The 21508-nt window shown below is 71.3% G+C and carries 18 protein-coding genes and 3 pseudogenes; 11 read left to right on the top strand and 10 right to left on the bottom strand.

Annotation, left to right across the window (positions count from 1 at the left end; translation table 11 throughout):
* Positions 1-318 precede the first annotated feature (318 nt).
* Positions 319-981, top strand: coding sequence for a hypothetical protein (locus OG306_RS33095; RefSeq protein ID WP_371665964.1), 663 nt, complete (start codon positions 319-321; stop codon positions 979-981).
* A 59-nt stretch (positions 982-1040) separates the two neighbouring features.
* Here the strand turns inward: OG306_RS33095 and OG306_RS33090 are convergent, their stop codons facing one another.
* Together OG306_RS33090 and OG306_RS33085 are read right to left on the bottom strand one after the other, a co-directional pair.
* Complete coding sequence (locus OG306_RS33090; RefSeq protein ID WP_371665963.1) at positions 1041-1250, bottom strand: hypothetical protein; 210 nt, start codon at positions 1248-1250, stop codon at positions 1041-1043.
* 147 nt (positions 1251-1397) lie between these two features.
* Positions 1398-2057: pseudogene (locus tag OG306_RS33085) on the bottom strand (inositol monophosphatase family protein); the annotation flags it as partial.
* A 99-nt stretch (positions 2058-2156) separates the two neighbouring features.
* Here OG306_RS33085 and OG306_RS33080 point away from each other — a divergent pair.
* The 4 genes and pseudogenes from OG306_RS33080 to OG306_RS33065 all read left to right on the top strand — a co-directional run bounded on the left by OG306_RS33080 (position 2157) and on the right by OG306_RS33065 (position 6375).
* A complete protein-coding gene (locus tag OG306_RS33080) occupies positions 2157-2639 on the top strand; it encodes a hypothetical protein (RefSeq protein ID WP_266749916.1) in 483 nt (160 codons plus the stop codon).
* 47 nt (positions 2640-2686) lie between these two features.
* Positions 2687-3681, top strand: a pseudogene (locus OG306_RS33075) (ABC transporter ATP-binding protein).
* On the top strand, positions 3678-4433 hold the full coding sequence (locus OG306_RS33070; RefSeq protein WP_266749914.1) for an ABC transporter permease: 756 nt from the start codon (positions 3678-3680) through the stop codon (positions 4431-4433). Before OG306_RS33075 ends, OG306_RS33070 begins: the two are co-directional and overlap by 4 nt.
* Positions 4430-6375, top strand: a pseudogene (locus OG306_RS33065) (TOMM precursor leader peptide-binding protein). Before OG306_RS33070 ends, OG306_RS33065 begins: the two are co-directional and overlap by 4 nt.
* 84 nt (positions 6376-6459) lie before the next feature.
* On the opposite strand, the gene OG306_RS33060 reads toward OG306_RS33065, so the two are convergent.
* A complete protein-coding gene (locus tag OG306_RS33060; protein ID WP_266749911.1) occupies positions 6460-6630 on the bottom strand; it encodes a thiazolylpeptide-type bacteriocin in 171 nt (56 codons plus the stop codon).
* Positions 6631-6800: 170 nt separating this feature from the next.
* On the opposite strand from OG306_RS33060, the gene OG306_RS33055 reads away from it, so the two are divergent.
* Complete coding sequence (locus OG306_RS33055; protein WP_371665962.1) at positions 6801-8075, top strand: amidohydrolase; 1275 nt, start codon at positions 6801-6803, stop codon at positions 8073-8075.
* Positions 8076-8187: 112 nt separating this feature from the next.
* Here OG306_RS33055 and OG306_RS33050 read toward each other — a convergent pair whose 3' ends face one another.
* Together OG306_RS33050 and OG306_RS33045 are read right to left on the bottom strand one after the other, a co-directional pair.
* Positions 8188-8571, bottom strand: a complete 384-nt coding sequence (locus tag OG306_RS33050; protein WP_266749907.1) for a Zn-ribbon domain-containing OB-fold protein — start codon at positions 8569-8571, stop codon at positions 8188-8190.
* 120 nt (positions 8572-8691) lie between these two features.
* Positions 8692-9357, bottom strand: a complete 666-nt coding sequence (locus tag OG306_RS33045; RefSeq protein ID WP_266752570.1) for a TetR family transcriptional regulator — start codon at positions 9355-9357, stop codon at positions 8692-8694.
* Positions 9358-9502: 145 nt separating this feature from the next.
* On the opposite strand from OG306_RS33045, the gene OG306_RS33040 reads away from it, so the two are divergent.
* The 3 genes from OG306_RS33040 (at position 9503) to OG306_RS33030 (ending at position 12881) form a co-directional block, all read left to right on the top strand.
* Complete coding sequence (locus tag OG306_RS33040; protein WP_266744698.1) at positions 9503-10288, top strand: electron transfer flavoprotein subunit beta/FixA family protein; 786 nt, start codon at positions 9503-9505, stop codon at positions 10286-10288.
* A gap of 163 nt (positions 10289-10451) precedes the next feature.
* The gene (locus tag OG306_RS33035) at positions 10452-11414 is read left to right on the top strand and encodes an electron transfer flavoprotein subunit alpha/FixB family protein (RefSeq protein ID WP_266744697.1); all 963 of its coding nucleotides are present in this window, start codon (positions 10452-10454) and stop codon (positions 11412-11414) included.
* A gap of 411 nt (positions 11415-11825) precedes the next feature.
* Complete coding sequence (locus OG306_RS33030; RefSeq protein WP_266752568.1) at positions 11826-12881, top strand: lipoate--protein ligase family protein; 1056 nt, start codon at positions 11826-11828, stop codon at positions 12879-12881.
* 42 nt (positions 12882-12923) lie between these two features.
* Here OG306_RS33030 and OG306_RS33025 read toward each other — a convergent pair whose 3' ends face one another.
* The 3 genes from OG306_RS33025 to OG306_RS33015 form a co-directional block, all read right to left on the bottom strand.
* A complete protein-coding gene (locus OG306_RS33025) occupies positions 12924-15434 on the bottom strand; it encodes a SpoIIE family protein phosphatase (protein WP_266752566.1) in 2511 nt (836 codons plus the stop codon).
* A 107-nt stretch (positions 15435-15541) separates the two neighbouring features.
* Positions 15542-16231 (bottom strand): response regulator, encoded by a 690-nt coding sequence (locus OG306_RS33020; protein WP_266749905.1) that lies wholly within the window; start codon positions 16229-16231, stop codon positions 15542-15544.
* A complete protein-coding gene (locus OG306_RS33015; protein WP_266749904.1) occupies positions 16228-17376 on the bottom strand; it encodes a sensor histidine kinase in 1149 nt (382 codons plus the stop codon). The genes OG306_RS33020 and OG306_RS33015 overlap by 4 nt, the downstream gene beginning before the upstream one ends.
* Positions 17377-17544: 168 nt before the next feature.
* Between OG306_RS33015 and OG306_RS33010 the strand changes: the two genes are divergently transcribed.
* Positions 17545-18528: a carboxymuconolactone decarboxylase family protein gene (locus tag OG306_RS33010; RefSeq protein WP_266749902.1), complete on the top strand. Its 984-nt coding sequence runs from the start codon at positions 17545-17547 to the stop codon at positions 18526-18528.
* Entirely contained in the window at positions 18525-19334 is an 810-nt protein-coding gene (locus OG306_RS33005) for a class I SAM-dependent methyltransferase (RefSeq protein WP_371665961.1), read from the top strand. Before OG306_RS33010 ends, OG306_RS33005 begins: the two co-directional genes overlap by 4 nt.
* On the opposite strand, the gene OG306_RS33000 is transcribed toward OG306_RS33005, so the two are convergent.
* Entirely contained in the window at positions 19312-20787 is a 1476-nt protein-coding gene (locus tag OG306_RS33000; RefSeq protein ID WP_266749899.1) for an amidase, read from the bottom strand. The two genes, OG306_RS33005 and OG306_RS33000, sit on opposite strands and share 23 nt — an antisense overlap.
* A 173-nt stretch (positions 20788-20960) precedes the next feature.
* A complete protein-coding gene (locus tag OG306_RS32995) occupies positions 20961-21314 on the bottom strand; it encodes a hypothetical protein (RefSeq protein ID WP_266907562.1) in 354 nt (117 codons plus the stop codon).
* Positions 21315-21508 lie beyond the last annotated feature (194 nt).

Here is a 21508-nt window from a genome sequence, read left to right as displayed (position 1 = left end):
GAACAGAACCACCTGCCGATGTTGTCTTCGTACGCGGAAGCGCCGCAGTTGGGGCAGTTCAACGATCGCTCCTCGTCGCCGGTTCCGCTGGATTCCGATGACCTGACAGGCTGTCGTATCGGGGTACCTGTCCGGCTTGGGACCACCATGCTCCGGCTGACAGGACGTTTCTACGTCCATGGGGCAGACGAACAGGCCCCGCAGGGACTATCGTCCTAGAAGGCCCAAACGTCCCTGGGGGATGCCTTGAACGTCTTACTCCGAGATGCTATGACCGCCTCCAACTTCACCGCGGGACGTCTCGCGCGTACAGTCGGCGTGAGTACCAAGACTGTGGAGCGATGGCTTTCTGACAGCGCCCGCGTGCCCCATCCCGGCACGCGACAGGACGTGTCGAAGGCGCTGGGGGTAGATACAGAAATGCTGTGGCCGCGCGCTATTCGGAGCGCTGTCAAGGTCGGGCCAGAGCGGGAGATCGTCACCGCATACCCGTACCGGAATGCATGCCCAACCTCGGTGTGGGGGAAGCTGATCGACTCCGCGGAGAGTGAGATCACCTTCGCTGGCTACACCAACTATTTCCTCTGGCAGGAACAGAGCCGCTTGTCCGACCGCCTGAAGGCCAAGGCGTCGGCCGGCTGCTCCGTGCGGTTCCTGATCGGCGACCCGGACAGCGACGTCACGCGGCGCCGCGAGGAGATCGAAGGCGTCCCCCTGACGGTCGGGACGAGGATCCGCATCACCCTGGATGCTCTCCAGCGCATGGGCGCCGTAGAGGGCCTGGAGGCGCGGTTCAGTGACGAGCACATCGCCCTCTCCGTCTTCAGCTTCGACGACGAGATGCTTGTGACGCCGCACCTGTCCAGCCTCCTCGGTCATGAGTCGCCCATGCTGCATCTGCGGCGCCTCGGGGACGACGGCCTGTACGACCGGTTCGCCGGCCACGTGGCGGCGCTGTGGGAGGGTGGCCGGCCAGTCTGATCCCAGGCATGCAGAAGACCCCCGCCGAAGCGGGGGTCTGTCCAGGTCTGCTGTCGGTGTTACTTCACCTTGAACTGCACCTGAATCTCAGGAACCTTGCCATGCTCCTCGTACCCGTAGACCCAGGCGTGCTGAAGGATGTTGGCCGCCAACGACAAGGCCCACCTGGTTGCCTCGGACTGGGTCATCCCAGTCTCCCTAATCAGCTCCAGGGCCTCGTCGGATCCATCGGTCCTCATGACGCTGAGGTTCTTGACGATCCTCTTCACTTACCCTTCTCCTTGCCCGACAGGACCAGGAGAGCCCGGTTCACTGCCGGCTCCGGGAGGGTCGGAGCCTGGTTACGCCACTTCTTGATCCACTCTGCCCGGGACATCTTCCCTGGTCACACCCTTTCGGTAAGGGCGCCTTTCACGAGCCTTCTCCCAGTTGAAGGCGATCGCGTCCTGGTCGCCGCGAGCGACGGCGAGGTACTCGAGGCCCGCCGAACCACAGGGGCGGGCGTCGATGCCGTCGGTGCGCAGGCCGAGCAGGGCGCGCTTCTGCTCATCGGTGGTGTAGTCGGGGTGCGACATCGCCACCCTGAGAACGGCGCCGGGCGCGGGCGAGCCGGACCGTATCGGCTTGCCGTCGAGCGTGGCGCCGCGTCCGCGGACCGCGATCGCCATCTGGTCCAGGGCGGCGGCGTACGTCCACGAGGCGAGGAGTTCGCCGTGGTGGGCGAGGGCGACCAGGGTGCAGAAGCCCGGTTCGCCGTGGGCGAACTGGCGGGTGCCGTCGACCGGGTCGACGATCCACACCGGTGCGTCGCCGCCCAGGGCGTCGTACACCTTCGGGTCGGCGTGGACCGCCTCCTCGCCCACGACCACAGAGCCGGGCAGGAGCCGGGACAGGGCGGCGGTGAGGTGTTCCTCGGCGAGGCGGTCGGCGGTGGTGACGAGGTCGTGCGGGCCGTTCTTCTCGACTATCTCGTGCGCGGCGAGCCGGCGGTAGCGGGGCATGATCTCGGCGGCGGCCGCTGCGCGGACCGCCGTCTCGACGTCGGTCAGGTCCCCGGCAAGGAATTCATCGATCATGCCCCCAGCCAATCACGGCCCGCCGGGGAGCCGACGACCTGGTCATGACGGGGAGGTGGCCGGTCGGCGTCCGACCGCATACCCCTGCATGACCGGGAAGTGGCCGGTATCGGACTGCGCTGGCGGTTCCCGGCCGCGATGCTGTACTGCACCGTCGACAACTACCTCTTCATCCCCGGCCGGCGCGCCAAGCTGGTGATCGCCGGAGCGGGCGCGTACATCAACCTGCTCCTCCTCCTGCCGTTCGGGATCTGGTGGTTCGTGCTCCCCGCGGACGACCCGACCCGCTCCCTCCTCGCCGGCCTGCTGCTGCTCGGCAGCGTCCAGGGACTCAGCAACCTCGTCCCGCTGCCCCCGCTCGACGGCTACCGCATGCTCGGCCACGCCCTGGGCACCGCCCACCTCGCCCCCGAGACCCGGACCTATCTGGCGCTGCGCCGGACCCGGGGAAGGGCCGAGGCCACTGCCACCTACCCCGGCCGGGCCCGGCGGATCTACACGGCGTACGGGATCGGATCGGCGGTCCTGCTCCTCCTCGCCGTGGCCGGCACCTGCACGGTGGTACTTCTGCTGCTCAAGTGACCCCGACCCCGCGAACACACCCCCGACCACAAGGATCCAGGCACCACATGAGTGAGGTACAGGCCATGCCATCCACACCCGCCGAAGACAACCCCCCGACCATCGCCGTGCACGTACAGGGGGTCTCCAAGCGGTACGGAGACCGTCAGGCCGTGGACAACGTGTCCCTGGAGATCCACCGGGGCGAATTCTTCGGCCTCCTGGGCCCCAACGGCGCGGGCAAGTCCACCCTGGTGGAGATCACGGAGGGACTGCGCCGGGCCGACACGGGCTCGGTCGCCCTTTTCGGAGAGTCTCCCTGGCCGCGCAACACCGCGCTGCTCCCCCGCATCGGCGTACAGACCCAGTCCTCGGCGTTCTTCGTACGGCAGACCGCGCACGAACACCTGCGTACCGTGGCCGCGCTCTTCGGTGCCTCCCGGGCAGCCGTCGACGCCACCCTGGACTCCGTGGGGCTCACCGAGCAGCGCGACGTGCGGGTGGAAAGCCTCTCCGGCGGCCAGCGCCAGCGCCTGGCCATCGCTTCCGCCCTCGTCCACGGCCCCGAGCTGATCTTCCTCGACGAGCCGACCGCCGCCCTCGACCCGCAGGCCCGCCGCGCCCTGTGGGAGGTACTGCGCGGGCTGAAGGCCGAGGGCCGCACCATCGTCTACACCACGCACCACCTCGACGAGGCCGAGGCACTCTGCGACCGCATCGCCATCCTCGTGAACGGCTCGATCGCCGTGACCGACTCCCCGCACAACCTCGTCGGCGCCTCCGAGGTCCCCAGCCGGCTGATGCTGCCGCTGGGGCGGCTGGACGAACACGAGGCGGCGGCCATCTCCGGTGTCGACCGGGTCACCGTCCAGGGCGGCTCCCTCGTCCTGGAGACACGCACGGCCGGCAGGTGCTCAGCGCAGTCGACCGGATCACCGGACTCGACGGCGTACAGACCCGCACCGCCAGCCTCGAGGACGTCTACCTCGACCTGACCGCCCGGCTCACCGGTGCCCCGCAGGGCGCCCGCCGGAACACCGAGAACACGGAGCAGCAGCCATGAGCGCCTACGCCGCACTGACCGGAGCGGGATACCGCGCCCAGGTCCGCGACAAGACCACCCTCTTCTTCACCTTCGCCTTCCCGCTGCTCTTCCTCGTCGTCTTCGGCCTGATCTTCCGCGGCCAGGACGTCGAACAGAGCGGCCTGTCCTACCTCTCGTACACCGCCGCCGGAGTCCTGTCCTGGGGTGTGGCGAACGCCGCCGTGTTCGGCATCGCGTTCACGCTCATGCAGTGGCGCACGGACGACATCCTGCGGCTGATCCGGATGTCCCCGGCCCCGCTGTCCGCCGTCATCGGCTCCCGCTACGTCATCGCCCTGGTCGTGGGCGCCGTCCAGTCGGTGCTGTTCGTCGGCGTCGCGATGCTGCCGCTGTTCGGCCTCGAACCCGCCTCCGGCTGGCCGCTGCTGATCCCGGTGCTCGTCCTCGGCATCACCACCTTCCTGCTGCTCGGCGTGATCATCGGCTCGTTCGCCAACACCCCCGAGTCCGTCGCGGCCGTCGCCAACTTCCTGATGCTGCCCATGGCGTTTCTCTCCGGGTCCTTCTTCCCGCTCGACGCCATGCCCTCCTGGCTCCAGAAGTTCTCCCTGGTCATGCCGCTGCGCTACCTCAACGACGCGGTGTCCCACGCGCTGGCCGGGCGGGGTGACGCCTCCGACGTCGCGGTGGGCTGCGCCGGACTCGCCGTGTTCGCTCTCGTCTTCGGCGCGATCGCCGTCAAGACCTTCCGCTGGACGAGGTCGTCATGACCACCGCTACCCGGCAACTGCCACAGCCGATGGGCCTGGCGCGGGCCCAGCTCCGCTCGGCGCTCGCCGGCCGCCTCGGCCACGACACCCCCGTCGTCCCCGTCGGCACCACCGACGCCGCCCTCGGCGACCGGGCAGGCCCGGACCCCTGGGCCGCCGTCCGCGCCGGGGCGCGTGTCCATCTCACCGCGTCCGCCGTGCTCGTGGGACCGTGGGGCGGCGACGGCACCGCCCCCGCCTGCGGACGCTGCCTGGCGATGCGCTGGCAATGGCTGCGCAGCCGCAGCGAACGCGACGCGCTGGAAACCGGCGGCCCCGACGGCCCACGCCCGGCCGGAGCATGGCCACTTCTCACCGGATACACCTACGACGCCGTCGCCGCCCTCTGCCGGGCCGTGCTGGACAACCCGGGCGCCGAACCCCCCACCACCGGGCCCGCAGACCGCAGCCTGCCCCAGGTGTCCCGCCTCGACCTGAGGTCCCTCCGTATACGGACGTACCCCCTCCTCGCCGACCCACTCTGCCCCGACTGCGCCCCGCCCCGCACCCCTGCCGTACCCCGCCCGCTGGCCCTCGCCGCGCGGCCCAAACCCGACCCCGCCCGCTACCGGCTGCGCCACGCATCCTCGTACGCCCTTCCGGAGGAGGCCCTCGCCAACCCGGTCTGCGGCGCGCTCGGCGGCGGCACCTGGCTCGACGTCACCTCCCCGACCACCGCGCCGGTCGCCGGCAGCGTCTTCGTACGCGGCTACGCCGGGCTCAACGACGTCACCTGGAGCGGCCAGGAGAACTCCTTCTCCACCAGCCGCACCCTCGCCTTCCTGGAAGGCCTGGAGCGCTACGCCGGAACCCACCGGCGCGGCCGGTCCACGCCCGTCACCGGCTCCTGGAACGAGTTGAAGGCGGACGCGGTCGACCCCGCCGTCTGCGGCTTCTACGACCCGCGCACCTACCGCGACGACCCGCTGGTCGACCCGTTCGCCCCGGACCGCGCCATCCCCTGGGAGTGGGGCTGGTCCCTGCGCGACGACCGGCCGGTCCTAATCCCCTCCCGCCTCGTCTACTACAGCGCCGGCCTGGCGGCCGACAACTTCGTCTTCGAGTGCTCCAACGGCTGTGCCATCGGCGGCTGTTGGAGGAGGCGGTCCTCGGCGGCCTCCTCGAACTCGTCGAGCGCGACGCCTTCCTCAACGCCTGGTACGGCAACGCCCGGCTCACCGAGATCGACCTGGCGACCGTCGGCAGCCGTACCGCGGCCGTGATGGCGCAACGGGCCGCGCTCCAGGGCTACGACGTACACACCCTGGACAACCGCGTCGACCTGGCCGTCCCCGTGGTCACCGCGGTGGCCGTACGCCGTGACGGCGGCCCCGGCATCCTGTCCTTCGCGGCGGCCGCCTCGCTGGACCCGCTGGGCGCGGTCGAGGGCGCCCTGTCGGAGGTACTCACCTATATCCCGCACCTCTCCCGTCAGACCGAGGAGCGCCGGGACGAACTGGAGGCGATGGCGGACGACTTCCACCAGGTCCGTCACCTCAAGGACCACGCCCAGCTCTACGGGCTGCCGAGGATGGCCGAGCACGCCCGCAGCTATCTGGAGCCCCTGGCCGTACTCCCCTTCGACGAGGTCTACCGGGACTGGGAGTCGGCCGGCCGGCCCCGCACCGGCGACCTGCCCGACGACGCCCGAGCCGTCATCGGCGAACTCGTCCGGGCCGGCCATGACGTGATCGTCGTCGACCAGACCACCCCGGAACAGGAACGCGTCGGCCTGCGCACCGTCAGCACCCTGGTGCCGGGACTTCTGCCGATCGACTTCGGCTGGAACCGGCAGCGGGCCCCTCTGATGCCTCGCCTGCGCACCGCCCTGCGACGCGGCGGCCACCGCACAACGGACCTGACCGACGCCGAGATCCGCATGGTCCCGCACCCGTTCCCGTAAGCGACCGCTGTCCTGGAATCGCGGGACGCCCGGTACCCGCGGGAACGGGTACCGGGTGTGAACCCTGCCGCTGCTGACGACCAATCAGGCGGTGCAGGACGTGGTGCTGGTGGTGGAGCTGCAGGTCGAGGTCGAGCTGCAGCTGGTGGAACCGGCCAGCACGACCTCGCTGGCGTCCGAGTAGTCGGAGATCTCGAAGGTCTCGGCCTCGAGCTCGAGGATCTCGTCGGCGAGGGTGCTCAGGTCCTTGTTCATGGTGTCTCCTCCTGATCGGGGCCCGGGCCGGGCTCGCCGGCTACCGGTGTGTGCCACTCATTCCACCGGCCACCGCTCACCGTTCGGCATGCCTCCCGCACACACATCGCTGGCACGCCGCGCCAGCACCCGACAGCAACGGCCGCACACATCCGCCGAGGAGCCCCGATATGCCCCAGACCCACCCCACTCTCGCCCGCGCCGACGAGGTGGTCCGCCCGGCTCTCACCCTCTACCTGGACGTCCACCGCAACCCGGAGCTCTCCGGCGAGGAGCGCCGTACGGCGGCACTGTTCGCCGACCGGCTCGCCGCCCTCGGCTGCGAGGTGACCCGCGGCATCGGAGGCCATGGTGTGGTCGGTGAACTCCGCAACGGCGAGGGCCCGCGCGTGTACGTGCGCGCCGAGTTGGACGCCCTGCCCCTGGAGGAGGTCACCGGCCTCCCGTACGCGAGCGACAACGGCGCCATGCACGCCTGCGGCCACGACCTGCACCTGGCCGCCGCGGCCGGCACGGCGGACCTGCTGGCCCGCACCACCGCGCACTGGCGCGGCACCCTCGTCGTCCTCGGCCAGCCGGCCGAGGAGACCCTGACGGGAGCCCGCGCGATGCTGGACGACGGCCTGTACGCGCGCTTCGGCAGACCGGACGTCGTCCTGGCCCAGCACACGGCACCGCTGCCCGCGGGAATGGTCGCGCACGGCAGCGGCCACGGCCCGGTCGCCGCGGCGAGCGCGGCCCTGAGCGTCGTACTGCACGGCCGGGGCGGCCACGCCGCCACCCCCCACCTCACCGTGGACCCCGTGGTGACGGCGGCGGCCGTGATCAGCCGTCTCCAGACCGTCGTCTCCCGCGAGAGCGCTCCCGCCGAACAGGTCACCCTGACCGTCGGCACCGTGCGGGCGGGCACGGCGGTGAACGTGGTCCCGGACACGGCCGAACTCGGCATCGGTCTGCGGGCGCTCACCGACGAGTCCCTGAACCGTGCCCTGGCGGCGGTGGAGCGGATCGTACGGGCCGAGTGCGGCGCCGCGGCCTGCCCGCGCGAACCGGACCTCACGACGGTGTCCCGCTCACCCGCGCTGTGGGGCGACCCCGCCACGACCCGGGCGATCCGCAACGTTCACACCGCCCTCTACGGCCCGCAACGGGTCGGCACCTGGCCGCCGTCGATGGCGGCCGAGGACTTCCCCCTCTACGGCGATGCGGGCCTCGCCGTGCACGGTGAGGCCGGAATCCCCCTGGTCTACTGGATGTTCGGGACCGCGAGCCCAAAGCAGTGGGCCGTCTCCCCCGCACTCCTCCCGCCCAACCATTCCCCCCATTTCGCCCCGGACATCCGCACGGCCCTGCCCCCGGCGATCACCGCACTGACAGCAGCGGCCGTCGACCGGCTCGGGGCTGTTCCCCCGTATACGCCGGGCGATTGCCCACGGCATCGCTGACCAAATGTGTGGACGTCGAAGGACGATGTCGGCTCCCGGGCCGCGCCGTTTACTTCATCTACGCGAAGGGCGGACCCATGACGGCCGGGGCCGGAAAGAACCACGAGAACGATCAGAACCACTCGTCGCGCGCGGGTGGTTCGCAGAGCTCGAAGACCACCTCGCCCGCATCCGGATCACCACCGGCGACCGGGCGGACCCGGGCACCGGGCGACACCAGGTGCGGCGCGGCGCCGACGACGCGGCAGCGGAACACGAAGCCCTCGGGGAGCCGGACGAGGGACTCGTTGCGCGCCGTTTCCGTGTAGCGGTGCACGACCCCGGACCTCACCACGACGCCCAGCCCGGCGCTGTGTTCGGGTTTCAGATCACTCGATGCGCACACCGGACACAGCAGCCTCCGGAAGGAGGCGGTGCCGCACCAGCGGCACCGGTGGTAGTGCAGGCCGGCTTCCTCATGCACCGTCTGCACGGTGCCACTTGATGACTGGGACATGTGCGACCCCCTGCGCTCGCCTCGGACACGCCGCACCTGCACGTCGGCGCGTCCGCACCATAGGACACTGAGTGCCGAAAGGTAAAGGCACTGAGTGCCAGATGATCGTACGGTCAGGTGTCAGCCCTGGCCCAGGGCCGACTCGATCTGCTGCACGACGCGCCACATCGGAGCGCCCTTCGCCGCGACCATGACGACCACGTCGTCGTCGGGCGAGGGCGCGCCCCCGGCCGCCGCGCTCCCCCACACCTGGCGCACCAGCCCGAGGGTGTGATCCACCGCGGCCTCCGCGTCCCCGTCACCGCCCGAACGCAGCCAGGTCCGCAGCCCGTTGTTGTGCGCGGCGACGACGGACGCGGCAATCACCTCGGCCCGCAACGCACCGTCCCCCGACGCGCCGTACCGGTCCCGGAGATAGCCGGCCAGCGTCTGCTCGTAGCGGCGCACGACGGACAGTTCGTAGGTGCGCAGTCCGGGCACCTCCCGGGTGAGCCGGTAGCGCTGGACGGAGAATTCGGGGTTGGCGGAGTACATCCGCAGGACGAGCCGGGCCGCGTCGCACACCGCGTCGACCGGCTCCGCGTCACCGACCGTCGCCAGGAAGGCGGTCATGTCGGCGAGACAGCGTTCGTGATCCGGGAAGACCGCGTCCTCCTTGGACGGGAAGTACCGGAAGAACGACCGGCGCCCGACCCCGGCCCGCGCCACGATGTCGTCCACCGTGGTCTGCTCGAAGCCCCGCTCCAGGAAGAGCTGGAAGGCAGCCTGGGCGAGCACCTCCCGCATGGGGGCCTTCTTCGCCGGTTTGCTTGCGTCAGTCATGCGGGGAACGTAGCACCGGAAGGCCCCTTCTGGCACTAGGTTCCTTTACAGAGGGTACTGAGTGCCATATCGTCGTCCGTACGGACCATACCCAGGTAGGAGAGCCGGCGTGAGCTTGAGGATCGTTGTCTGTGTGAAGTACGTGCCCGACGCCACGGGGGACCGGCATTTCGCCGATGACCTGACTCTGGATCGTGAGGATGTCGACGGTCTGCTGTCGGAGCTCGACGAGTACGCGGTGGAGCAGGCGCTGCAGATCGCGGATGCGGCGGACGGTGCGGAGATCACTGTGTTGACGGTGGGTCCGGAGGATGCGAAGGACGCGTTGCGCAAGGCGTTGTCGATGGGTGCGGACAAGGCTGTTCATGTCGAGGACGACGGTCTGCACGGCACGGATGTCATGGGTACGTCGCTGGTGCTGGCGAAGGCGGTCGAGAAGGCCGGTTTCGACCTGGTGATCGCTGGTATGGCGTCGACGGACGGGACGATGGGTGTGGTTCCGGCGCTGCTGGCGGAGCGTCTGGGTGTTCCGCAGGTGACGTTGCTGTCGGAGGTGTCGGTGGCGGACGGGGTCGTGCGGGGCCGGCGTGACGGTGACACGGCGTCGGAGCGGTTGGAGGCTTCGCTTCCGGCGGTGGTGTCGGTGACGGACCAGTCGGGTGAGGCGCGGTATCCCTCGTTCAAGGGGATCATGGCGGCGAAGAAGAAGCCGGTGGAGTCCTGGGATCTGGAGGATCTGGGGATCGAGGCGGACGAGGTCGGTCTGGCGGGTGCGTGGACCGTGGTCGATGCGGCGGCGGCGCGTCCGGCCCGTACGGCGGGCACGATCGTCAAGGACGAGGGCGAGGGCGGCAAGCAGCTGGCCGAGTTCCTGGCGGGTCAGAAGTTCATCTGACCCCGGACCAGGCCCCGGTCCTGACTGCGGTCTCGGCTGCGGCCCGGTCCTGACTGCGGCGGCCCCCGTCCCGGTGCCGGTGCCGGTGCCGGTGCTGGTGCTGGTGTCGTCCCTGTGTTCCTGTTCTCGTTTTTCTTCGCAACTCGCAGGAGATTGAAGTCTCATGGCTGAAGTTCTCGTTTTTGTCGATCACGTGGATGGTGCTGTCCGCAAGCCCACGCTGGAGCTGCTGACGCTGGCGCGTCGTGTCGGTGAGCCGGTCGCGCTCGCGTTGGGTGCGGGTGCCGCGGGCACGGCCGGGGTGCTGGCCGAGCATGGTGCGGTGCGGGTCCTGACGGCTGACGCGCCGGAGTTCGGTGAGTATCTGGTGGTGCCGAAGGTCGATGCGCTGCAGGCGGCGGTCGAGGCGGTCTCGCCGGTCGCGGTGCTGGTTCCCTCGTCCGCGGAGGGCAAGGAGATCGCGGCGCGTCTCGCGGTCCGGATCGGTTCGGGGATCATCACGGACGCGGTGGATCTGGAGGCCGGTGAGCAGGGTCCGGTCGCCACGCAGTCCGCGTTCGCCGCGTCGTTCACGACCAGGTCCCGGGTGTCGAAGGGTGTTCCGGTGATCACGGTCAAGCCGAACTCCGCCGCCGTGGAGGCCGCTCCGGCCGCGGGTGCGGTCCAGGAGCTGGTGGTGTCGTTCTCCGGGCAGGCCACCGGCACCCGGGTCGTTTCCCGTGCTGCGCGTGAGTCGACGGGGCGTCCGGAGCTGACCGAGGCCGCGATCGTCGTCTCGGGTGGGCGGGGTGTCAACGGCGCCGAGAACTTCGCGGTCATCGAGGCGCTGGCGGACTCGCTCGGTGCGGCGGTCGGTGCGTCGCGGGCGGCGGTGGACGCGGGCTGGTACCCGCACTCCAACCAGGTCGGCCAGACCGGCAAGTCCGTCTCGCCGCAGCTGTACATCGCGTCCGGTATCTCCGGGGCGATCCAGCACCGGGCGGGCATGCAGACGTCCAAGACGATCGTCGCGATCAACAAGGACGCCGAGGCCCCGATCTTCGACCTCGTCGACTACGGAGTCGTCGGCGACCTCTTCCAGGTCGTGCCCCAGCTCACCGAAGAGGTCAAGACCCGCAAGGGCTGACCCACCCCCCTCGAAACAGCGTCCCAAACGGTCCGGGGCCGCGTGGTGTCCACCCACCGCACGGCCCCGGACCGTCCTGTCGATGAGGGACACGTCCAACTCGCCCCCCGGCGCGAGGGCGTCAGCCGCCCTCGGCGGCGCGGGCCGTCCAGCTTCCCGAACACCACGCCGCGCACACTCCAGGTTCCCGTGAGCGGCGCCTACAAGTCCGCCTGGTTCGACGGTGGCGCTCCTTCGGGCCGCGCGGGACCCGGGCCGCGCGGGACCCGGAGGCACGCGGGACCCGGAGGCACGCGAGGCCCGGAGGCACGCGAGGCCCCATGGGAACAGCGGATTAAATCGCGCGGCAGGGGCGTTGTGCCTGATCGGTGCCGATTCGTAAAGGAATCCGGTGGATCTGGAGGCATGGCTGTGCACGGTGAGTACAAGGTCCCGGGCGGCAAGCTCGTCGTCGTCGATCTGGACGTCGAGGGCGGGGCGTTGCGCAACGTACGGGTGGCCGGGGACTTCTTCCTGGAGCCCGACGAGGCGATTCTCGCGATCGACGCGGCGCTGGAAGGTGCCCCGGCCCACACCGGCACCGCCGCTCTCGCCGCCCGGATCGACGCGGCTCTCCCCGCCTCGACCGTGATGCTCGGCCTCAGCTCCGAGGGCGTCGCCGTCGCCGTGCGCCGGGCCCTCGCGCACGCCACCGAGTGGAGCGACTACGACTGGCAGCTCATCCACGAGGCCCCGCAGTCCCCCGCGCTCCACATGGCCCTCGACGAGGTCATCACCGCCGAGGTCGCCGCGGGCCGGCGTCCGCCGACGCTCCGGGTGTGGGAGTGGGCCTCCCCCGCCGTGATCATCGGCAGTTTCCAGTCGTTGCGCAACGAGGTCGACCCGGCAGGTGCGCAGCGCCACGGCATCAACGTCGTCCGCCGCATATCCGGTGGTGGGGCCATGTTCGTGGAGCCCGGCAACACCATCACGTACTCGCTCTCCGTCCCGGACTCGCTCGTCTCGGGCCTCTCGTTCGCCGACAGCTACGCCTATCTCGACGACTGGGTGCTCGGTGCCCTCGCCGACATGGGCATCAAGGCCTGGTACCAGCCGCTCAACGACATCGCCACGGACGCGGGGAAGATCGCGGGAGCGGCTCAGAAGCGCGTGGTCGGCGGGGAGGGTGCCGTTCTGCACCACGTGACGATGTCGTACGACATCGACGCCGACAAGATGCTGGAGGTGCTCCGCATCGGCAAGGAGAAGCTCTCCGACAAGGGCACCAAGAGCGCGAAGAAGCGCGTCGATCCGTTGCGCCGTCAGACCGGGCTGGCGCGCGAGGCCGTCATCGAGCGGATGATCGAATCCTTCCGCACCCGGCACGGCCTCACGCAGGGCAAGGTGACGGACAAGGAGATGGCCCGGGCCGAGGACCTCGTACGTACGAAGTTCGGCACCGCGGAGTGGACAGCCCGGGTGCCGTGACCGAGCGCCGGATTCCTGGCTGCGGACGGCCCATCGGGAGGGTCATAGGGGTCGTCGCGTCATCGTCCCCGGAAGTTCCTGCTCGGTCCAGATGATCTTGCCTTCGGGTGTGTAGCGGGTGCCCCAGCGGCGGGTCAGCTGGGCGACGAGGAAGAGGCCGCGACCGCCCTCGTCGGTCGTCCTGGCGTGCCGCAGCCGGGGAGAGGTGCTGCTGGCGTCGGAGACCTCGCAGATCAGGACGGACTGGCGCAGCAGCCGCAGCCTGATCGGGCCGACGGCGTAGCGCACCGCGTTGGTGACCAGTTCGCTGACGATCAGCTCGGTCGTCATCTCCAGCTCCTCCAGGCCCCAGGTCCTCAGCACGCGTGCCGTGCGGGTCCGGACGCCCGCGACGGCGGCCGGGTCGGAGGGCACCTCCCAGGAGACGACGTGGTCGGCGCTCAGCTCGTGCGTACGGGCGAGCAGCAGGGCGACGTCGTCGGGCTGCGGTACGGGGAGCAGCTGGTCGACGACCGTCGCGCACAGTGCGTCGAGGGAGAGTCCGCACTGCGACAGGGCGGCGCCGAGGCGAGTCATGCCGAGATCGACGTCCCGGTCCCTGCCTTCGATGAGGCCGTTGGTGTAGAGGCCGATCAGGCTGCCTTCCGGCAGCGTGAGCTCCGCCGTCTCGAAGGGCATCCCGCCCAGGCCGAGCGGGGGCCCTGCGGGCAGTTCGGGAAAGCTGACACGCCCGTCCGGGAAGACGACGACGGGGGGCGGATGGCCGGCGCGGGCCATCGTGCAGAGCTGGGTGACCGGGTCGTAGACCGCGTACAGGCAGGTGGCGCCGAGCACGGTCGTGCCGCTCGCCTCGCCGTCGGGTTCCTCGTCGCCCAGCCGGAGGACGAGGTCGTCGAGGTGGGCCAGCAGTTCGTCGGGGGGAAGGTCCATGTCGGCGAGGGTGTGCACGGCGGTGCGGAGCCTGCCCATGGTCGCGGCGGCGCTGATGCCGTGGCCGACGACATCGCCGACGACCAGGGCGACCCGGGCGCCGGACAGCGGGATCACATCGAACCAGTCGCCCCCGACTCCGTCCTTGGCGTCCGCCGGGAGGTACGAGGACGCCACGTCCAGGGCCATCCCTCCGGGCAGTGTGTGCGGGAGCAGACTGCGCTGGAGGGTCAGCGCCGCGGCGTGCTCGCGGGTGTAGCGGCGGGCGTTGTCCACGCACACCGCCGCCCGTGCCACCACTTCGCGGGCCGGCAGGACGTCGTCGGGTTCGAAAGGGACCAGGTTCACCGATCGTATGAAGGTGGTCAGGCCGAGCATCGTGTCCCGGGCCCGCATGGGTACGGCGATGAGTGAGTGGAAACCGAACTCGCGGATGGTCGCCGCCCTGGCGGGCTGCTCGACGTCCCACAGCCGCCTGACGGAGTCGAGGACCGGGACCAGGAGGGGTTCGCCCTCTCTGAGGAACCGGACGTCGTGGGACGGGGGAACGGAGTCCACCAGGTCCCCGACCCGGTGGATCGCCTCCGGGCAGCCCTCCCGGACCGAACTCATTCCCGCGCGGCGCAGCATCGGCCGGGCCGGCGCGCCGGCAGGCCATGTACCGGCAGGCCACGGGCCGAGAGGCCACCGGCCGGGCTCCTCCGGGCTGGCGACCGGCTCCAAAAGGTCGACGACGACGAAGTCGGCGAACCGCGGCACCGCGAAGTCGGCCAGCTCCTGAGCGGTGCGCAGCACGTCCAGGGTGGAGCCGATGCTCGCTCCGGCGTCATTGGCCAGGGCCAGGCGCTGCTGAGCCTTCCACCGGTCGGTGACGTCCAGGACCATGTAGCAGAGGCCGGTGACGGTGCCATCGCCTTCGACCAGGGGGAAGAACGACGTGGAGTAGGCGCGCTCCCGGTGCGGATCGGCCCAGCTCCAGCCCCTGTACTCGTAGTCGATGACGGGGACCCCGGTGTCCAGCACCCGCCGCATCTGGGTCTCCAGGGCGTCGGCCGCCATTCCCGGGAGCACTTCGGCCAGTCCGCGGCCCACCCTCTGTGCCCGCGGGACGCCGCCGATGCGTTCCAGGGTGTCGTTCAGCCAGACGTAGCGCAGCTGCGGGTCCAGCACCGCGATCCCGATCGGTGAGCTGGTCAGGAAGGCGTCGACCACGGACTGCCCGACGGCCCACTCCGGCCTCCGTTCACGCCCGGAGACCAGGAAGCACTCGTTGCCGTCCAGGTGGAACGCGGCCGAGACCCGCAGATCCACTTCGATCCGCTGCCCGTCGCGCCGCCGCACGGTGGCGACACCGCTCCATCCCACGCCCGTGCGGCAGCGTTCGGCGATGCCCGCCACCCGTGCCGGATCCCCGGGCATGGCGAGGAGGAAGCCGGCGGGGCGCCCGACCACCTCCGCCGCGCCGTAGCCGAGCAGTTCCTGCGCGCTGTGCGTCCAGCCGATGACCGTTCCGGTCCCGGCGACCACCGCGGTCGCGTCGTTCGCCGCGTCGAAGGAGTGCTGAGGGCTGCTGGGCTGCGACGGTTCGGCTCCGGGCGCCGACTGCGGGCCTGCGGACGCCATACTGGTCACCACCCATCCACTCCGTTCGGTTCCATGATCCTGCCTACGGCGCCCGGGTGCGAACGTCCGCGGCCGTGGTTCGGGGGCCGGGCTGCCGCGATGCGGGGTCAGGGGCGGGGTTCGCGGGGTGTGACGAGGCCCGATTCGTACGCGAAGACGACGAGCTGCGCCCGGTCGCGGGCGCCCAGCTTCGTCATGGCGCGGCTGATGTGGGTCTTCGCGGTGAACGGGCTGATCACCATGTGTGCGGCGATCTCCTCGTTGGTGAGACCGCGGGCCGCCAGTGCGCTGACTTCGCGTTCCCGGCGGGTGAGGTTCTCGAAACCGGGGGCGGTGGTCCGGTCGGGTGGTCTCGCGACGAATTCGCCGATCAACCGGCGGGTGATGGCGGGCGAGAGCAGCGCGTCACCGCCGGCCGCTACGCGGATCGCACGGAGGAGCTCGGCCGGTTCGGTGTCCTTCAGGAGGAACCCGGCGGCTCCGGCGCGCAGCGCGTCGAAGACGTACTCGTCGAGGCCGTAATTGGTGAGGATCACGACGTGGACGGCGGCCAGCCGGGGGTCGGCGGCGATCTCGCGGGTGGTCTCGATGCCACCCATCACCGGCATCTGTACGTCGACGAGGGCGACGTCCGGGGTGTGCAGCCGGGCGAGCTCCAGGCCGTGGCGGCCGTCGGCGGCCTCGCCGATCACCTCGATGCCGTCCTCCGCGTCGAGCAGCGCCCGGAATCCAGCCCGCATCAGCGCCTGGTCGTCGACGATCAGCACCCGGACCGGCGGCGCGTCCGATTCGGTCATCCGAGGGTTCCGGTGGTCTGGAGGGGGAGCTCCGCGCACACGGAGAAGCCGCCGGCCGGCCGGGGGGCGGCTTCGAGGACGCCGCCGAGTGCCGTGACGCGTTCACGCATGCCGGTGAGTCCGGTGCCCGCGGTGACGGTGTCATGCGCGGTGCGGGGTCCCTGGTCGTCGACGCGCACGGTCAGGGCCCGTTCGGTGTAGGTGAGGCGGACGGTCGTGGTGGCGCGGCCGGCGTGCCGGGCGACATTGGTGAGGGCCTCCTGCACGATGCGGTACGCGGCCCGGTCGACGGCCGGAGGCAGAGGACGTTCGTCGCCGCTGACCGTGACGTCGAGCACGATGCCCGCGGTGCGGGCCCGCTCGGCCAGCTCGTCGATGCGGTCGAGGCCGGTGCCGGGTTCGACGACATCGGTCCGGAGCACTTCCAGCGTCGCCCGCAGTTCGCGCATCGCCTCGCCGCTCGCCTCCTGGATGGCGAGCAGCGCGGGCTCCACCCCGGTGCCCCGTTTACGGGCGAGGTGCACGGCGACTCCCGCCTGGAGCTTGACGATCGAGATGGAGTGGGTGAGCGAGTCGTGCAGCTCACGGGCGATCCGCAGCCGCTCCTCCCCCGCCCGGCGCAGCGCGGCCTCGTCCCGGCTGCGTTCGGCGTCCAGAGCCCGCTGTTCGGTCTGGCGCAGATACGCCTGCCAGTTCTTGTCGATCAGTCCGGTGACGCCCGCGCAGAGGAACCAGCCGAGCAGCAGCAGGGACCGTTCGACGGTCTCCCGAATGCCCGGTGCGCCGATGGCGAGAACCGTGAAGTAACCGGCGAGGAAGAGGGCGCCCGCGGCGACGCCCCAGGCGCGGTGTCCGCCGCGGGCGGCGGCGTGCACGGCGGCCAGTACGGGAAACGCCGCCCAGCTTCCCGGGTGCGCGTGAACCACGTAGCCGAGCATGCAGAGCGTGGTGACGGCGAGGACCGCGCGCGGGGCGACGCGGTGCCCGGCGAGTACGAGTGCGCCGGCCGCGACGAGCAGCAGGTCGAGGACGTCGGGCGCCGAGGCGACGACGGCCGCGGCGGTGACCGCCACGGCGATGACGACGGCAAGTGCCGTGTCCAGCAGGCGAGTCCGCCGATCGGTGTCCTTCTTGTCCCCCCGCATGTGCGGCACCCTAGCTTCCGTACGGCCGTGGCGGCATCACCCCCGGGGACGGGTGCGTGACTACTCCGGGGGGAGTAGTCACGGCGTCGGTGGATCGCGCGGGATCAGCCGCGACTGTCTCCGGGGGTACGACGACCTGGGGCGGGTGGGCGGGCGAGCATCTTCGCCATGACCGGACCTTTCCGTTACACCTCACCCGTACCTCCGAAGTCGGCGACCGGCACGGTCGCCGACGTGTACGCCCAACTGGGCACCGATTTCGGCATCGACCGTGCCCGGGTCTTCGTCGTCCTGTCCGCCGCGCCACCCCTGCTGGCCGGTACCTGGGCCGTGCTGCGGGAGTCCCTGCTGGCCGGGCGGGCGCCGCGCACGGACAAGGAGGTGGTGGCCGCCGGGGTCTCCCTCGCCAACCGCTGTCCGTTCTGCGTGGACGCGCACATCATGCTGCTGCACGCCACCGGCGACCACCGGCTGGCCGAGACGCTCGCGCGCGGCGAACAACCGAAGGACCCCTGGCACCGTCAACTGCTCGCCTGGGGGCAGGACATGAGCACCGCGCGGCCGTTCCCGGCCGAGCAGGCCGCCGAGCACATCGGGACGGCGCTCGCCTTCCACTTCATCAACCGGATCGTGTCGTCGCTGCTGACCGAGAACGCGCTGCCCGGCGGCGCGCAGAAGTACCGCCTCGTACGGACCGTGGCGGGCCGTTCCCTGGCCGGCACCGTGCGCCGTGAGCTGACGCCCGGGGAGAGTCTGGCGCTGCTCGAAACGGAGGGCGAGCCACCGCGGTGGGCGGCGGGCACGGCGATCGGTACGGCGTTCGGCGCGCTGCGTACGGCGGCACGGCTCGGCGCGGGACTGCTGAGCGACGAGGAACTCACTCTCGTACGGGAGTCGGTGGCGGCCTGGGACGGTGTGACTCCCCTGCCGCTGCACGGCGCGCGGCTGCCGGACCGGGACGCGCTGCCGGGCGCCCGGCTGGCGCTGCTCGCGGCCCGTGCGCCGTACCGGATCACCGATGACGACGTGGCCGCCTGGCGGGTACCGCCGCGCACCGACCACTGCCTGGTCCATCTGATCGCGTTCGGTGCGATCTGCGCCGTCGAGCGCGTCGAGGCCGTCCTCACCACCACGACGAAGGAGCACGCATGACCGCCACCGACACCTGGAACGGGCCGATCGGCCGGCACTGGGCCGACCATCCGGACCGCTACAACGCCATGCTGGCGGGGTTCGACGCGCCACTGTTCGACGCTGCGGCGATCGCTGCGGCCGACCGGGTTCTCGACATCGGCTGCGGCAGCGGCCACACGACCCGGACGGCCGCGCGGCGCGCGCCGCGGGGACGGGTCACCGGCGTGGACATCTCGGCGCCGCTCCTGGAGCGGGCCCGGTCCCTCACCCCGGCAGCGCAATACCCGTCCGTTTCCTACGAGTCGGGGGACGCGCAGACGCATCCGTTCGAGCCGGGCGGCTACGACGTGGCGATCAGCCGGGGCGGTGTGATGTTCTTCGCGGACCACATCGCCGCCTTCACGCATATCGCCGGCGCGCTGCGGCCCGGCGGCAGACTGGCCTTCATCTGCCCGCAGCCCCCGCGGGCCGACAGCGGGGAGAGCAAGGTGCTGGGCCTGCTGGCCTCGCTGCTGGGCCGGGACCACACCTCGGAGAGCGCGGTGGCGACGGCGATGGCCTCCCTCTCCGATCCGGAGCGCCTCCACGACGTGCTGGGCGCGGCCGGGTTCACGGAGATCTCCGCGGTCGCCGTGGACGCGGCCACCCGCTGGGGCCGGGACGCGGCGGACGTGGTGGAGTTCTTCGTGTCCCGGACGCCGGGGCCGGCCGTCTCCGCGGAGACCCGGGCCGCGATGACGGAGGTGCTGCTGTCGCACGAGACCCCGGACGGTGTGCTGCTGCGGGCGGGGGTGTGGGTGGTCAGCGCCCGTCGCCCGGGCTGACCAAGAGACCCTGGACGGGCGGCCGGTGCTCGTACCAGCGGCGGTCGGCCTCCAGCTGGGCGGCGAGGGAGATCAGCCGTTCCTCGCTGCGGGAGGGGCCGAGCAGCTGGGCGCCGACGGGCAGCCCGTCGGCGGTGAACCCGGCCGGTACGTTGATGCCGGGCCAGCCCAGCACGTTCCAGGGCCAGGCGTACGGGCAGGCCTCGGTCATCGCCACATCGGTGCGCCAGGCGCTCAGTCCGTCGAACCGGCCGATCGGGGGCGGTGGCAGGGCGGTCGTGGGGGTGAGCAGCACGTCGTAGCCGGCGCCGGCCCGGGAGGTACGGAAGAACGCGCCGATCCTGCGGTGCTGGCGGACCTCCCGCTCCCTGGCCGCGCGCACCACCCGGCCGCCGAGCCGCGTGCCGGTGCGCAGGGCGCTGCGGGTGCGCGGGTCGAGGAGGGCGGGGTCGGGGTGGCGGGCGGCGAGTTCGGCGATCCCGGCGGTGGCGCGGGGGACGAAGCCGAGGCCGATCAGCCCGTAGCGGGGCCTGGCCTCCTCGACGTCATGGCCCAGGCGGGCGAGGGCCTCGGCCAGTGCGGTGACGGCGCGCCGCACTTCGGGGTGGGGTGCGGAGCCGGTGAGGGTGAGCGGGGGGCGCCAGGCGAGGGCGATGCGCAGTCTGCCCGGATCGCGGCGGGCGGCGGCCGAGGCCGCGACGGGGGGCGGGCGGTGCGGGTCGTCGGGGTGGGGGCCGGCGACGGCGTCGAGCAGCAGGGCGGCGTCGGCGACGGTCCTGGCCAGCGGTCCGTTGACGGTCAGGCCCTGGAAGGCGTCGCTCTGCGGATGGACGGAGATCCGGCCGCGCTGCGGTTTGATGCCGACGAGATGGGTCCAGGCCGCCGGGATCCGTACGGACCCGGCGCCGTCCGAACCGAGCGCGGCGGGTACGAGCCCGGCGGCGACGGCGGCCGCGGACCCGCCGGACGAGCCGCCCGGGGTGTGTCCGGTGTTCCAGGGGTTGCGGGTGGCGCCGAAGGCGGGGCCCTCGGTGAACGGCCACTGACCCAGCTCGCAGGAGTTGGTCTTCCCGACGATCACGGCCCCGGCGGCCCGCAGCCTGCGTACGGCCTCGCTGTCGGCGGTGGCGGCGGGCAGATCGCCGTCGCAGCCGAAGTAGGTCGGCATGCCGAGGACATCGGTGTCGTCCTTGACGGCGACCGGCACGCCGAGCAGGGGCAGCCGCTCCCCCGCGGCGAGCCTGCGGTCGGCCTCGGCGGCCTCGGCGAGCGCGGCCTCGGTGCGCAGGTGCCGGAAGGCATTCAGGGTGCCCTGGCTCGCCTCGATGCGGCGCAGGGCCTCGGCCACCTGCTCGGTCGAGGTAGTACGGCCTTCGGCCAGCTCCCGTGCGCTGTCGGCCAGTCCGGTCGGGCCGGCCGGTTCGGTGATGTCGACGGCTTCCGTAGAGGACATGGGCTGCCCGCCTTCCTCGCCTCGGCAGGTGCGCACGCCCGCACCTATACGCCCGAACGAACTTACCGGAGGGTAACGAGTCATGGGCGGTCCGCTCAACCGTTCGGAGGAAGGCTGAGCGCAGAGAGGGTCGAGCGGAGGAGGACACCACCCGCCCCTCCACCGCCCACCGCCTACGGCTGGACGCTGATCTCGCCGATCCCGGTCCCGAGACCCGCACAGTGCGCGGTGGACTGACCGGACTGCCCCGGATTGAGAGTGACGTGTTCACCGTCCACGTCCGGGGACCAGCCGCAGACCAGATGCACCCAGAAGGTCCGGGCCGTGCTTCCGTCGTTGCGGCACAGCGCGTAGCCCGTGTAGTCGTCGATCTCGTGCTTTCCGGTCTCGCAGGACAGACCGGGCGGCGTCGCTCCGGGTGTCACGGCGGTGGCCACGGTCGCGGGTACCGCGAGCGCCGTGGCCGCCCCTGCGACGACGACGCCACGGAGCACAGTCCTGGACACGCTCCCCATCGACAGCTTCATGTCTTCCTGTGCCTCCTCGTCGGTGACGAACTCGGTGCGTCGGCAACCGTCCCCCGCCACCCATGACACAAAACGAGGCAAAACATCACCGTGTGTATACGCTCGGCGGGTGATTCGCCGTCGCGCGACCCGCACCTGCCCGGCGTACGCTCAAAAGGATCGGATCGCACACCTGAACAGGCCCGACGGGCCCT

The organism is Streptomyces sp. NBC_01241 (assembly GCF_041435435.1).
Classification (GTDB): domain Bacteria; phylum Actinomycetota; class Actinomycetes; order Streptomycetales; family Streptomycetaceae; genus Streptomyces.
This window is presented reverse-complemented; position numbering and strand designations above follow the sequence as displayed.